Source organism: Wolbachia endosymbiont of Protocalliphora sialia, from assembly GCF_053891855.1.
In genome coordinates this window covers 93,862-108,407 of sequence record NZ_JAIUJX010000004.1, presented here as the reverse complement: position 1 = coordinate 108,407, position 14,546 = coordinate 93,862, and the positions used below count along the sequence as shown (strand labels likewise).

General features: G+C 33.8%; 14 protein-coding genes and 2 pseudogenes. 8 read left to right on the top strand and 8 right to left on the bottom strand.

The window, feature by feature from the left end; all coding sequences use genetic code 11:
- On the top strand, positions 1-276 hold a 276-nt coding region (locus LB100_RS03400; RefSeq protein WP_456201462.1), incomplete at its 5' end, for a transposase.
- Between the two features lie 33 nt (positions 277-309).
- Here the strand turns inward: LB100_RS03400 and pth are convergent.
- Positions 310-864, bottom strand: coding sequence for an aminoacyl-tRNA hydrolase (gene pth, locus LB100_RS03395; protein WP_456201461.1), 555 nt, complete (start codon positions 862-864; stop codon positions 310-312).
- A complete protein-coding gene (locus tag LB100_RS03390; RefSeq protein ID WP_211907644.1) occupies positions 864-1,475 on the bottom strand; it encodes a 50S ribosomal protein L25/general stress protein Ctc in 612 nt (203 codons plus the stop codon). The genes pth and LB100_RS03390 overlap by 1 nt, the downstream gene beginning before the upstream one ends.
- A 142-nt stretch (positions 1,476-1,617) precedes the next feature.
- Between LB100_RS03390 and LB100_RS03385 the strand changes: the two genes are divergently transcribed.
- The gene (locus LB100_RS03385; protein ID WP_007302320.1) at positions 1,618-1,917 is read left to right on the top strand and encodes an ETC complex I subunit; all 300 of its coding nucleotides are present in this window, start codon (positions 1,618-1,620) and stop codon (positions 1,915-1,917) included.
- A gap of 319 nt (positions 1,918-2,236) precedes the next feature.
- Here the strand turns inward: LB100_RS03385 and rsmH are convergent, their stop codons facing one another.
- A complete protein-coding gene (rsmH, locus tag LB100_RS03380) occupies positions 2,237-3,121 on the bottom strand; it encodes a 16S rRNA (cytosine(1402)-N(4))-methyltransferase RsmH (protein ID WP_264719748.1) in 885 nt (294 codons plus the stop codon).
- A 205-nt stretch (positions 3,122-3,326) separates the two neighbouring features.
- Here rsmH and LB100_RS03375 point away from each other — a divergent pair, with 205 nt between their 5' ends.
- Positions 3,327-4,538, top strand: coding sequence for an MFS transporter (locus LB100_RS03375; protein ID WP_456201460.1), 1,212 nt, complete (start codon positions 3,327-3,329; stop codon positions 4,536-4,538).
- Between the two features lie 30 nt (positions 4,539-4,568).
- On the opposite strand, the pseudogene map reads toward LB100_RS03375, so the two are convergent.
- A pseudogene (gene map, locus LB100_RS03370) lies at positions 4,569-5,366 on the bottom strand (type I methionyl aminopeptidase); the annotation flags it as partial.
- Positions 5,367-5,469: 103 nt separating this feature from the next.
- Positions 5,470-6,708, bottom strand: a complete 1,239-nt coding sequence (gene ftsA / locus LB100_RS03365) for a cell division protein FtsA (protein ID WP_264719750.1) — start codon at positions 6,706-6,708, stop codon at positions 5,470-5,472.
- A gap of 131 nt (positions 6,709-6,839) precedes the next feature.
- On the opposite strand from ftsA, the gene def reads away from it, so the two are divergent.
- From def to LB100_RS03350, 3 genes are all read left to right on the top strand, one after another.
- Entirely contained in the window at positions 6,840-7,379 is a 540-nt protein-coding gene (def, locus tag LB100_RS03360) for a peptide deformylase (protein ID WP_264330897.1), read from the top strand.
- Positions 7,369-8,142, top strand: a complete 774-nt coding sequence (locus LB100_RS03355) for a uracil-DNA glycosylase (RefSeq protein ID WP_456201459.1) — start codon at positions 7,369-7,371, stop codon at positions 8,140-8,142. Before def ends, LB100_RS03355 begins: the two co-directional genes overlap by 11 nt.
- Positions 8,143-8,588: 446 nt before the next feature.
- A complete protein-coding gene (locus tag LB100_RS03350) occupies positions 8,589-9,116 on the top strand; it encodes a demethoxyubiquinone hydroxylase family protein (RefSeq protein WP_456201458.1) in 528 nt (175 codons plus the stop codon).
- Positions 9,117-9,273: 157 nt separating this feature from the next.
- Here LB100_RS03350 and LB100_RS03345 read toward each other — a convergent pair whose 3' ends face one another.
- The gene (locus tag LB100_RS03345; RefSeq protein ID WP_456201457.1) at positions 9,274-10,476 is read right to left on the bottom strand and encodes a hypothetical protein; all 1,203 of its coding nucleotides are present in this window, start codon (positions 10,474-10,476) and stop codon (positions 9,274-9,276) included.
- A gap of 249 nt (positions 10,477-10,725) precedes the next feature.
- Here LB100_RS03345 and purF point away from each other — a divergent pair, with 249 nt between their 5' ends.
- Complete coding sequence (gene purF / locus LB100_RS03340; protein WP_456201456.1) at positions 10,726-12,111, top strand: amidophosphoribosyltransferase; 1,386 nt, start codon at positions 10,726-10,728, stop codon at positions 12,109-12,111.
- A gap of 107 nt (positions 12,112-12,218) precedes the next feature.
- On the opposite strand, the gene LB100_RS03335 is transcribed toward purF, so the two are convergent.
- Positions 12,219-13,035 (bottom strand): IS5 family transposase gene (locus tag LB100_RS03335; protein ID WP_456201455.1). Its coding sequence is split into 2 segments (ribosomal slippage): positions 12,219-12,770 and positions 12,772-13,035, totalling 816 coding nucleotides; the frame shifts between segments, so codons are not numbered across the junction.
- Positions 13,036-13,066: 31 nt separating this feature from the next.
- Positions 13,067-13,507 (bottom strand): hypothetical protein, encoded by a 441-nt coding sequence (locus LB100_RS03330; protein WP_241653878.1) that lies wholly within the window; start codon positions 13,505-13,507, stop codon positions 13,067-13,069.
- On the opposite strand from LB100_RS03330, the pseudogene LB100_RS03325 reads away from it, so the two are divergent.
- Positions 13,479-14,100: pseudogene (locus LB100_RS03325) on the top strand (transposase); the annotation flags it as partial. The gene LB100_RS03330 and the pseudogene LB100_RS03325 overlap by 29 nt on opposite strands.
- Positions 14,101-14,546: the final 446 nt, after the last annotated feature.

Here is a 14,546-nt window from a genome sequence, read left to right as displayed (position 1 = left end):
TTTTTTTTTGGTCTAGTTTATGGGGTGCATTATAAACAGACTATTGTTCTCGATAAAGCAAGCTTTCATAAATCTGCAAGGACGAAAAATTTGATAGCAAATATTGGGTGTAAAATTTTGTTCTTGCCTCCATACTCGCCAGATTTAAATCCGATTGAGAAGTTCTGGTTTGCCATTAAGCATGTCATAAGAAAAGTACTGCCAAGCTTTTTGCCCAATATTAATTCGGCTATTGATTTTGTCTTTCAGTGTTTGGGCAAATCTTACTTCGGTTAGCTATAGATGCTTGTATTGGGCAGTATTCGCTTACTATACACTTCCAACTGAGCTTATAAAAGCTGTGTTATCTCCTTGTAGCATCAGGTGTATATTTTTTGCTATTTTTTCCACTAAGAGGATAACATTATCAAAATTTTCAAATTTTGATAATACATAATCTGCTAAGCTTTTCTGACCTTCGGGCCTGCCTACTCCAAATCTTAAACGCCAATAATCGTTACCAATAAAGCTATCTATAGACTTCAGTCCATTATGTCCAGCAGAGCTACCGCCCTTTTTTACTTTTATTCTTCCGAATTTTAAGTCAGCATCATCATGTATGACAACAATATTGTCTAGCGATAATTTGTAAAAATTTTTTATTTTTGCAATAGGAATACCTGAATTATTCATAAATGAATAAGGTTTTATCAGCATGATTTTATTATTATTAATTATGCCAGAGGTTATCAAGTAATCAGCTTTATTAGAAAATGACTGAAAATTCCAATATTTGTGAATTGCATCAACAACTATGAAGCCAATATTATGGTGAGTTAATTCATATTTACTACCAGGATTACCAAGCCCAGCTATTAAATGCACTACTCCTCTGTTTTTGTTTGAGGCTCTTCAACATCACTATCAGCAGCAGAGATTGTTACAATGGTGAAATTTTCTTCCTCATGAGCTACAAATTTAACACCTTCTGGCAATTTTACATCATTGATATGTATAGACTGACCAATCATTTTGCCAGACAAATCAATTTCTATGACTTGAGGTATTTTCTCAGGAGAGCATTTGACAGTAATAGAACGACACAAAACATTAAGCACTCCACCTAATTTGATTCCTGGTGATTTACTTTCATTGATGAATGATAAAGGTATATCTATTTTAATTTCACTACCTTTATCAACAAACTGAAAATCAACATGTTGCACAGTATCCTTTACTACATGCCATTGAATATCACGAACAAGAGCATATTCTTTTTTCCCTGAAATATCTAGTTCTATTAAATGTGCAGAAAGAGCACCTGATTTATATTGTTTAGTAAATTCCTTTGCAGACAATGTCAAATTTACGTTATCATGCCCTTTACCATATATAACTGCAGGTATACTTCCCTTCTCCCTCAGAGCCTGCATCGCTTTCTTTTTTTTTACATCACGTAACTCTGCATTAATTGTTACCATTTCTTGCTGTGCCATCGATTACTCCTATTCAGCTAATCCTTTTTATATAATTTAATAATATAACATAAAAATATTTATTTCAAACTTCATTCTTTCACACTAATTCTTTGTGGAAAAATTTATTTAGATATATACTTAAGATTACGTAGTAAGAGCTATGAGTATTAACGATCAAGTAGTTTTTAAGATTTATAAGCCAACAAAAACTGCAACACAATCTGGCTTAGGTAATACAAAATTCTGGTACCTAAAAATTGAGCCTTGTTCTTACTATATTGAACCTTTGATGGGATGGGTTGGCTCAAAAGATCCCCAAAAACAGATTGTATTAAAGTTTGATTCTCTTGAAAAAGCAATATCTTACGCAAAGAAACACAACACAAAGTACACAATTGAAATGCCAAAAGATGTTAAAAGACTGCCAAAATCTTATGCAAATAATTTTATACTAAAGTAAATTTTATTGTAGTGTGTTTATCTAAAAACCTAAACCTAATCGTTACTATGATTTTGCTAACGCACTGCGGCTATTTAGAGAGTTGAACCTGGCTAGCTAGTATCAAAGAGTTATTTTTTAGGTATTTCTCCGTAAGACTGCAAGTTTTTTTGGATTACTCAAATAACTTCATTCTGCTTGAAGAACTTTTATGTTGCTTTGCACTAAATTAATTTCACGTTTTATTTGTGTTAGCTATTTATTTAGTGAGTGGACATGTAATTTTACCTTAAATAACCCTATAGTAAAAACATAGTTATTGAAATAATACAGAAGGTTCTCATGACAACCTCTGTATAGCTCTTAATTTTGCTGAACGCGCACGCGGATTTGCATTTATTTCTTCCGAACTTGCTTTAATCACTTTTTTGTTTAAAAGGGAGAATGTCTTGGTAGGTCCTGGTTCACACAAATCTTTAAAAAGGGTTTTAACTATACGATCTTCTAGAGAATGAAAGGTAACTACAATTAATTTGCCGTTTTCACTTAAAATCTCAGATGCAGCTTTAATACCCTTTTCAAGCTCTCCTAGCTCATCATTTACCCATATTCTGATTGCCTGAAATGTCCTAGTTGCAGGGTCAATCTTGCTTTTTCCACGAAACACTACAGAACGTACAATATCCGCAAGTTCAAATGTAGTTTTGATAATTTTCTTCTTCCGCGCATTTACTATCGCTCTTGCGATTTTACGAGAATGACGCTCACCCCCATAATTATATATAGTATTTGCAATCTCTTCTTCACGTAAAGCGTTAACAAATGTCGAAGCATTCATATGAGAATAGTTATCCATGCTCATGTTAAGTGGGCCATCACGTAGAAATGAGAATCCTCTATCTCCATTATCAAGCTGCATAGATGAAACTCCAACGTCGAAAACTATTCCATTGATACCTTTAATATTATTACTATCTAATAAATTTTTAATATTACTAAATTTCTCAATAAATAGATTTATTCTATCAGGGTATTTAACGTTCAGATCATCATAAAATTTGGTAACTGTTTCATCCCTATCAATTGCATACACTTTGCAATCAGCGGATTCCAATATTGCTTTGCTATATCCTCCAGCTCCAAACGTGGCATCCACATATATACCACCACTGTGTGGTGACAATTGCAGTAGCATCTCTTTTAACAAAACTGGAATATGTGTCATATCAAGAGACTTTGTGCACTTAAATTAAAATAACTTTCTCGCCAAAAAATATATGGAAATATATAGGTATAGTATAAGAATATTTAAATATAATCAACGATATAAAAATTTAATAAGATAATATTGTTAATATAACATTTACATAATTCACGTTTGAAAAAGTAAGTAATATTACTATAATATCAAACAAATTACGGAAGATTTTGTGCAACAAATAACAAAAGTAATACTATCAAGTTTAATTTGTAACACTTTGTTGTGGTATGATCACATGCTTTTCAGCCATCTAATAAGCATAATCGGAGATGTGTTTTTTCCATCAGACGACAAATTAGTCAGCATACTTAAAGCTTTTGGAGTGTTTGCAGTGGGTTTCTTAATAAGACCAATTGGTGCTGCTATATTTGGCCACATTAGCGATAAATATGGAAGAAGGATTGCTCTATTTCTCTCTATCATATTGATGACTCTATCAACCGTACTTATTGCATTTGTTCCAGGGTATCAGAACATTGGGGTACTCGCATCAGTACTGGTAGTATGTTTAAGATTATTGCAGGGTATATCTCTTGGAGGAGAGGCAGGAAATGCCCCATTTTTAATAGAGCATGCTCCTAAAAATAAAAGAGGATTCTTTGGCAGTATTGAAGTATTGAGCGCAATTCTTGGCTCAATATTAAGTCTTATAGTGGTGCTTATATGCAAAAAAGTATCCGATTTTGAATCTTGGGGATGGAGATTGCCTTTTATTTTCAGTTTTGTAATAGGATTAATCAGTATATATATGAGATATATACTCGATGAAAGCCCAGAATATAAAAAGCAGGAAAAGCCACATGAACTACCGTTAAAAGAACTGTTAAATGGCTATAAAAAACCTTTTCTAATATCAATTGGAGTTGACATAGTTGAGAATGCATCTCTTTACATATATTTAGTGTTTTTTAATCTACTTGCATCAACAATAAACACTCACTTTAATCACGCAGTAGAAATATTGAATCAGGTTGCACTTGGAGGATTGACTATACTATTTGCAATGCTTTCTGATAAGGTAGGGAGAAAAAGAGTCATGAAATTTGCATTTGTGACTTTTATAGTAGTAAGTTATCCAGTTTTTTCAATGATACTAAGTGGTAATAATTTGCTCACCATAATGGCGCACGTTCTTTTTATAATCCCAATAGCTGCTTCTCTTGGTCCTGTTAGCGCGTTTATGTGCGAATTATTCCCAATAAAGGTACGATACAGTGGATTTGGTTTATCAAGAAATATAGCTTCGGGATTTTTTGGTGGTCTTGCACCATTTATATGCACAACTATTATCAAAGTTACAGGACAAGGAACTTTAGCAAGTTTTTACATGATTTTCTGTGCACTAATTGGGTTAGTTGCTATATCACAAGTTAAGAGTTAGATTTTTTCAAAAACCAAGTGTTTAAAAAATCTAATCATAAGGTGGAAAATGCCAATTTTTAGGTGATAGTGTAAATATTTCAACTCCATCTTTTGTGACTCCAAGCGTATGCTCAAACTGTGCAGAAAGTGAAAGATCACGTGTTGTCACTGTCCAGCCATCTAGCTTGCTGAGCAGAGTTTCATGTTTTCCAGCATTGATCATTGGTTCTACCGTAAAAAACATGCCTTCTTTTAAGATAAGATCCTCACCTTCATCATAAAAATGTACAACATTTGGTGGAGCATGAAAAACCTTTCCTATGCCATGTCCACAATAATTGCGTACGATAGAATATCCAAAATCTTCAATATATTTTTCTATAGCAAATCCTATTTCATTTAACTTATTGCCGGGCTTAACTTGTTTTATCGCTTCCATTAGCGCATTGTAGGCAGCATTACACAAACGCTTTGCTTTTATTGAGGGTTTACCAGTCCAAAACATGCGACTTGTATCACCATACCAGCCATTTAAAATCACTGTAACGTCAATATTTAAAATATCTCCATCTTTAAGAGGTTTATCATCAGGAATACCATGACATACAACAGCATTTTTCGAAGTACAAATTGATTTCGGATATCCCTTATAATTCAGTGGTGCTGGAATTGCATCTGCATTGATTATAAAATTATGACATAGATCATTTAATTCATTAGTTGTTACCCCTACTTTGACGTATGGTGCAATAAAATCAAGGGTTTCAGCTGCAAGCCTGCCAGCTTTACGCATAAAGTCAAAATCTTCTTGTGAATGTATAGTTATGTTCATGTTTCTTACGTTTTTATTGTAATTTTCTGCTTCTCTTACGGATACATCAGTGTAATAATACTATAAAAATAAGCTCCTAGATCAAGCCATTTGTATATTAAGAGATAAAGACAAAAATCTAGACTGTGACTTTTGATTTAACCCAATGGTATAACTTACTTATTTTGCCATCGTGACCAAGCATTCCAGAATTATTTCTATAAAAGGTGTCAACTATTAGCTTTATAGAGCCTAAAGCAGCAGAAAATACAGGATTTTTGTCGTATTCGCCATCAAGACCGCTACAAGATTCAGGGCATCCGATACGGACTTGTTTATTGAATATATAGCTTGCAATTTCTTTCATGCTTGTGAGTTGACTGGTTCCACCTGTGATCACTACTTTATTAATTGGATCTTTCTGTTCTTGAAATTGTTCTCTTATCAGCTCAAGTATTTCCTCAATCCTTGGTCTTATGATGTTAACAAGTTCAGACTTAAACACTTGAGTTGGTTCATCGCTTTCATTACTTTGCACTGCAATACATTCATTCTCATCTATTGAAGTTACAATAGTGCTACCGTATAGTATTTTTATGCGTTCAGCATGCTCTATACTTGTGCATAGTCCATAAGCTATATCTCGGGTAATGTGAATGCCACCAATTGGAATGCTGCTTGTGTACACAAGTTTTCCTCTCTTAAAAATTCCAATTGCAGTGCATCCACCTCCTATGTCAACAACGGCAGTTCCTAGCTCTTTTTCATCTTCACTTAGACAAGCAAGACCTGCAGAATATGCAGAAGCAACACAACCAGCCATACTTATCCCACTATTATTAGTTATGCAATTTTCAATGTTGGTAAGAGCTGGACGCGAAGCAGTGACAACATTAACATCAGCAGACAATCTTTTTCCATATAATCCACTGACCTCCTTTATGTCAGTCATATCATCTAAGTGATATTTAAGTGGTATATTGTGAATTATAACATTTTCTTCGATATATTTCTCAAATGTCTGAAAGACTACACGTTTTATATCTCGGTCTAAAATTTCGTGATTAGCTGCAATTATTTCGTTATGTACGTTAAAAGACGAAATCCCACATCCAGCCACATTCACATATATCTGGTCTATAGTCTCTTCTGATACTTGTTCAGCTAAACCTACAGTTGATGAAATAGAGTAACTTGCATGCTTTGCATCAGTTATTGATCCACCATTTATACCTTCTGCACTTTTATAACCCACTCCTATTATTTTATAGCTAAAATTGCTATTGATTTTAACAATGAGACAGATAATTTTTGTTGTACCCACGTCTAAAACAGCAAAAACATTCTGCTTTGGTTTTGTTATTACTGCAGAGTACATTGGTTGACCTTATGATGCGATTCCATTTAAATTGTAGCTTCCCTGAATGAATTTATATTTCTATCATAAATGTAGCAACATTTTAATATACCTAGACAAAAAGAAAAATAAAACACAGAATTACAATTTTTATGTCTAAGTTACCAATTGTAATTGCCCCTGACGAAAGATTAACTACACGCGCCAGTGAAGTAACAGATATAACCGATAAAATTAAAGAATTAGTAAACGACATGTTCGAAACTATGTACGATGCAGAAGGTCTTGGTCTTGCTGCAGTACAAGTTGGAGTGCTGAAGAGAATTTTTGTCATGGACGTTCAGACAGAAAAGGCTGGAGATGAGTTAGTAGGATATGATTCAGTTGGTAAGTTTTGCATGATTAATCCTGAAGTTAAGGAATTATCCGATGAACAAGTGATTATGAGCGAAGGATGTCTTTCAATTCCGGAGCAAAGCCATGAAATCAAGCGTCCAAAATATTTAACTGTAAAATATAAAAACTTAAATAACGAAGAACAGACGCTAAAAGCTAGTGGTTGGCTTGCAAGGTGTATTCAGCATGAATTGGATCACTTAAATGGTATATTATACATTAGACATTTATCTAAGTTGAAGTATGATTTGGCTATGAAAAAAGCACAAAAGGTTAAGAGACACTATGAGCAATGAAGATCTAGAATTGTTGAAGTTCTATCATGAAGTGGGAGTTGATTGCACACTAACTGAAAGTGAAGAGGAAAAAAAAGTGGAAAATGAGAGAGCTGCACAGTCTTCTGTCATCGAGCAGAAAAAAGCCATGTTCCCAAGTGACTGGATCATTGAAGCAAGGAAGCTTGCAAGTGAATGTGGTAGTGTAGATGAACTAAGAAGTGCAGTTAAGTCATTTGAGGGTTGTGAAATAAAAAAAACTGCAACTAATACTGTTTTTTCCGATGGTAATCCAAATGCAAAAATCATGCTTGTTGGTGAAGCACCAGGAGCAAATGAAGACCTGAAAGGCATACCATTTTGTGGTGCAAGCGGAATGCTGCTCGATAAGATGCTCGGTGCAATTAATCTGGACCGCACTAAGGTGTACATAAGCAACGCGGTGTTTTGGCGTCCACCAGGTAATAGAAAACCAACTGACCTAGAGCTTGATATGTGCAGACCATTTGTTGAGAAGCACATTGCTCTTATTTTACCGCAAATTCTGATTTTTGTCGGAGGAATTGCATGTTATAGCCTTCTTGATAACACAAAGACTATATCGAACTTGCGTGGCAGATTTCATACTTATACTAACCAATATTTATCTCATTCAATTACTACAGCCGCTATATTTCATCCAGCCTATCTACTTCGTCAACCAGCACAAAAACACTTAGCTTGGGAAGATTTGAAGAAGATTAGGGAATATCTTGATAATGCCAATAACTACACGGATGTTTAGCTTACTACTCGTTATCATCTTAGTACCGGCTAATTGCATTAAATATTGAAAAATTTACTAAACAGAGAAAAAGGCAAAAGAAAATCTATCAGCTACTACCTATTTTTTTAATTGGCGTTTTTCATTGTGTTAAATCCTTTGATAAGCGCATTTTAGCTTATGTGGGTAAAAGTTTTATAAAGACATAGAGTGCACATAGTACAAAAAATTAAACATCAAGTATATTGAGCTTTTTGTCGCTTTATCTGCACAGACTGAAGATAAATAATATATCTTCACCCTTATTTTAAGGAGAATGGAGGAGTCCGTCAAGTAACTCTTGCCGTTGCTATAGCTGCTTGAGTTCCTGTAATCACAATGTTTGTGCAATGTACGCATGGAATTTTATTTACTCTATAATATGTTGGTTTATAGTAGTACTAATGCAGAAATAAAGGGAGGAGACATTGGAAAGCAATATAAAAAAATTGAAAGGAAATTTTTTAGAACAAGCAATTAGAGTAAATCATGCTGGCGAATATGGAGCCATTTGCATTTATTCCGGTCAAAAATTTATTCTTAAAAAATCTTCCATAATTGACAAAATAATTGAAATGGAGGAGCAGGAAAAAAAACATTTCCACTATTTTAATGAGAAAATCAAGGAGCAAAGAGTTCGTCCTACTGTTTTGTTGCCAGTTTGGAATGTTTTAGGGGTGTCACTTGGTGTTGTAACTGCTATGATGGGTAAAAAAGCTGCTATGGCTTGCACTGCTGCAGTTGAAGAGGTGATCGAAGAGCATTACAAGAAGCAGGTCTTACATTTAGAAGATGGGGAATTAAGAGAAACTATAAGTAAGTTTCGTGATGAGGAGTTAGAACACAGAGATATTGCAATTCAGCACAATGCTGAAAGCGCACTTGGCTACAACGTTTTATCTTTGTTCATAAAAACAAGCTGCAAAGCTGCTATTTACTTCTCTAAATTGATTTAATCAATCACTATTTGACAACCATATTTGCCTTTAGTCCTTGTGCTAATTGCTGCCCCATATCCTCTACTCCAATCGAATGCGTATGGATGTTTATAATTAACTTCTTAATTCTTATCCTAAAAATACATTAATTTAATTCCCTACTAGAGTTTTCTTGTTATTGTAAACATGTTTGCATAAGACTAGTAGATGGAACGTTTTTAATAGTCTGAGTTAACTCCTCAGGAATATTTTCAAAACTCTTGCCCATAACTTCTAAAACACTTTTCCCCTGTATAAGACAATTCCCTCCAAAGCTTGATTTGTTTTCTAACTTGCTAAACCTTATTTTGCTTTTCTCATCAATTTCTACTACCATTTTGTTACCATCTTTCCGTAGATAAATACTAATCTCTCCTATTTTAGTAGTAAAAAATATTTCAATACCACCTTTTAAGATATCTGTGTAATTTCTTTTTCCATCTTCTGTAATTTCAACTTTTACTATATTTTCCTCAATCTGAAATATGCCAACTTCTAAATCCTTAGCTTTTTCATTATTTAAAGTTCTCGCAGTTTCAACAATACTACCTTGTGGATACTTAATATAAAAATATTTATTATCTACTTCTACTTCAAGATCATATTTATCAATTTGCTTGTTATTTTCTTTCACAATACCTTCATATGCTAGACCCTCTAGCATTTTTTTCTTACTCTTACATTGTTCGTTAAGATCATTTAAATAATTAGAGCCGTAATATCCGCCTTCAATATCGCTATAAAAAGATAATCCTTTTTCTACCCCACCTTTTAACACTAAATTACGAGTGATCTTTTGTATGATATTTTTTGTAGTTGAATTGTGTGGATTTGCATGAAAGCGATTAATTAATTCTTCCATTTTTTCAAATATAAAATTTGTTACAGTCTTATTATCCTTACCGTAATATGAGTTTAATCTTATTCCTTGATTTAAATAACCCTCTATTATGCGTTCCATGTACTTTAAAACGCTTTCTTGCTCATCGTGTTCTGTTATACCTTTTATCATCTCATCACAAAATTTTTTAACTAGAATTTGTTCATCTGTAGTCAATGGTATTTGCAATTTCGTAGAAGATGAGTCTCGCTCAAAAAGATAAATTATTGACAATTCTTCTGCTCTTTTAATAAAGTCATAACTTCTTAGATATTCTGCAACATCTTTGTTTTTTGCGTACCTTTTCTTGATTAAATCCATATGCCTATCTTTACGACTTATAGTCGGTAATTTTGGATTTGATGAACTACTCTGTTGACTATTGAAGAAGCTGTTAGAGAACTGTTCAGGCTCTAAAATAAGATTACTTTCACCTTGTTTACCTACTTGCTTAGACATATTATATACCATAACCACTAAAACTTTTTAGTGATTACTTCAATACATAGATAAGTCAATAAAAATATCTTTTTCTCTTCAGTGCTAAAAAATTGTCAAAAATCTCAAAATTGGTTAATTGCATATAACCTACTTTCTGGTATACATCAAAACTACCGTAGAAAGCTTCAACTTTGAAAGGGATTAACAAATAAAATTCTTGTACTTTGCCTCTACTAAAGTACAATCAGGCTTTATTTAATATTTTTCATGCTTGATGAAGTACATGAGGAGTGCGGGGTATTTGGCATAAGTTACAACCAAAGTGCTGCTTTTAACTCTATACTTGCTCTCCACGCTTTGCAGCATAGAGGTCAAGAGTCTTTTGGCGTAGTAACCAGTAACAATGATAAGCTGCACTCTTATCACTTTCAAGGCCAAGTGAGCAGTGTATTTGATGATATAGATGAAATAAAGAAATCCTTACCTGGGGATTGTGCAATAGGTCATGTTCGATACTCAACAAGTGGTAGTAAATTTGGAGTGCAGCCCATGTTTGGCAAAAGTGGCAAATTTGGGGATTTTGCCATAGCACATAATGGTAATTTAATTAATATTTCTCCGATACGCGAACAATTAATTAAACAAGAGTGCGTTTTTCAGTCAGATATTGATACAGAAGTAGTAGTGCATCTGACAGCAAGCAGTGAAAAAGATAGCTTTTTAGAGAGTTTTATATATGCATTAAAGCAAATACAAGGTGCTTATTCTTTTGTGGCAATCAATCAAGAAGTAGTTATTGGAGTACGTGATCCATCTGGAATCAGGCCTCTTGTTTTAGGAAAGTTAAACGGTTCTTACGTTCTTGCATCTGAAACTTGTGCTCTTGATATAATAAATGCAGAGTTTATTAGAGAAATAGAACCAGGCGAATTAGTTACCATCAGTCCGGATAGTAAGCTAGCCTCAATGTTTCCTTTCCCACAGCAAAAATCAAGTTTTTGTATTTTTGAATACGTTTACTTCTCGAGACCAGACAGCATAATGGAGAAGAGGTCCATATATGATATAAGAAAAGAAATAGGAAGAATACTTGCAGAAGAGAGCCCACCAAAAAACAATGTAGATATGGTTGTACCAATACCTGATTCTGGAATACCTGCAGCTATTGGATATGCAAAGCATTCAGGATTACCTATGGAACTGGGGATAATTCGTAATCATTACATAGGAAGAACTTTTATACAACCCACCGCTGAAGTACGTAAAGTTAGAATAAAATTAAAATTCAATGCTAATAAGCACACTTTGAAAGGCAAAAACATAATTTTAATAGATGATAGTATAGTGCGTGGTAGTACGCTCAGAAATATAATAGTTATGCTAAAGGATGCGGAAGTAAAAGAGATTCACCTCAAAATTTCAAGCCCACCAATTAAGCATTCTTGTTTTTATGGAATAGATACGCCAGAGTGCAAAGATTTAATTGCTGCAAATAAATCTGTAGAGGAAATTAAGGAAATTATAGGAGTAAATAGCCTAGCCTTCTTGAGTATTGATGGACTATACAGGGCTGTTAAAGAAGAAAAACGTAACAACGCTACACCGCAATATTGTGATGCTTGCTTCACTGGTGACTACCCAATTGGTAAGTAATCTATTATTAATGAAGGTGAGGTTTTTTCTATGTTATATTAATAGTTTTAAAAATAGATTTTTTGCATAACCATATAGTTTTTGCCTGGGCGTCATTTGAGTAAAAACTACTTTACAAATTTCGTCATTCCCTTTACTATGGTACTAAGTAAAGCAGAGAAAGCAAGAACGATCATTTGTAAGCTAGTGTTGAGTTTTCGCTCGCAATTTTTCCACAAACGCCTGCATTTTTCCAGCCAAGCAAAAGAGCGCTCGACAACCCATCTTTTCGGCAATACAGCAAAAGTGTGTAATTCGCTTCGCTTTATTACTTCAACATTGGCACCAATAGTTGCCTTTATTTGTGTTGCAAAATTTTCTCCATTGTAGCCAGCATCAACCAATATATTTTTAACTTCAGAGAGGGTTTCTTTAGCATTTCCGAACATTTTCACAGCACTGCTGCGGTCAGTTATTTCTGCAGTTGTTACATAAATTGCGTGTGGTAACCCTTGAGTATCTACTGCAATATGGCGCTTTATTCCTGAAATTTTTTTACCAGCATTGTAGCCCTTATTCTCAGCGGTATCTGCGTTTTTTACGCTCTGAGCATCAATTATACAAAAGCTGGTTTTCTCTTTCCTCCCATTGCCAATACGGACCTCTCCAACTAATTTTTTTTAATACACGTTCCAAAATACTTTCTGTACCTTCGCTTGATTTTTCACTCCATTTTTTTAAATAATCATAACAACTTCGCCATTTTGGAAAATCTTTTGGCAGCATTCTCCACTGGCAGGCGCTTTTTAGGATGTATAGTACTCCACAAAATACATCATATAAGTCAAGTTTTCTTGGTTTTGTTTTCTTCCTGCTACTCTCCAGAATTGGTCTGATTTTTTCAAATTGTTCTCGACTTATGTCACTTGGGTATAAATTTCTCATATATCTTTGTCCATATACATCATCTCCTACTTTATTCCTTTCTTGAGATCATGTACAGGTTCTTAGGTGAACTACCAAAATCACTATCTACACTTGGTCCACCCGTCCCTACTTTTTCTTCAAGAGTTTGTGGTTTCATAGCTGGCACACGCGCAGGATCAATGGATAGCTTATATTTAACTTTACCTGTATCTTCATCTTTATATTCGCTGATTAAAGAGCTCTCCATTACTTTATTCATAACGCAATAAGCAATGTCTGGATAAAAAAAGTCTATTGCATATATTTGTTTGGCACCATATGGTGGCAGATCTCTTTCTGCAATATCATTTTTTACATCACGAAATACTTTTGTACCACCAAACATCTTATTATTAATATGATCAACTTCTTTTTCATTTAAAAACTCTATGTAACTACCACAATCAATAACAGGAGCTAAAAATGATTGCAGGATTGATAAAAGCAACATGGAAAATATTGAAATTATCATAGATAGCACAAATTTACAGTAACACTCCTGGCCACAGTAAGGAAAACAGTACAGATAGAAAGTACCGAAGCTACGAGCAAGTAAGAAAGTTACATGTTATGTTAAGTATGAATAGTAAAAAAGCTATAGCTGCAAGATACAGTAATGGCGTCTACTCTGACCACTATGGAGCTTGCTTGAAGAAGTTAATTTTCAGCACAAAATAAAAGCATTATATGCAGATAGGGCATACGATAGGCACAAACTTTATAAATTGTGTAAGAAATACGATATAAAGACAAAAGTTCTACCAAAAAAGGACGCAGCAGAACATTCAAAAATAGATTATATGTCTGACAGAAATGCTGCTATTAGGTTAATAAAATTATATGGACAAGATGGTGTAAAAGAGTGGAAAAAGGAAGCAATTTATGGAAAAAGATCTTACATAGAAGGATTTTTCTCAAGGTTGAAGCAAGTATTTGTTTAGGAATAAATCTGAAGTAAATTGTGAAAAAGAATTACTAATTAAGTGCTATTTGCTTAACAAATTCACTGATATTGGTATGGCTAAATTTGAAATCATTACATAAATTTGTCGTAAACCATCACTGCTTAAGGTGCTATGCAACAAAGCCCACTGGGATCCAGCCTTTACTTACCAACAAAAACTTAGCATAACTTTCATGCTCAAAAAATTCCTGAATTCCAACATCAAGTGCTAGCCTGAAGCTTTAGCTATAAATATTAAGAAATTTACTAAACGAAGAAAAAAGGCAATCCCCGTGTGACGAGTTTTGACCCTATAATAATGTAAATTGGCGCTGTAATAATGTGCTAACGCTTAAAATAAGCGCGTTTTGGCTGAATGTAGAAAAAATAAAAAAGACATGCAGCCGCTATAATTTTTGTGTAATTTGCCAATAAATATCTGAGTTTTTTTACTGAATTTTGTGATTGAGCCTGCAGGTCAAAAACAAGGATAAATACTCTTTATAATGCACCCATTTGTCTAGACCATTTTTTTCAAAGTGATCCG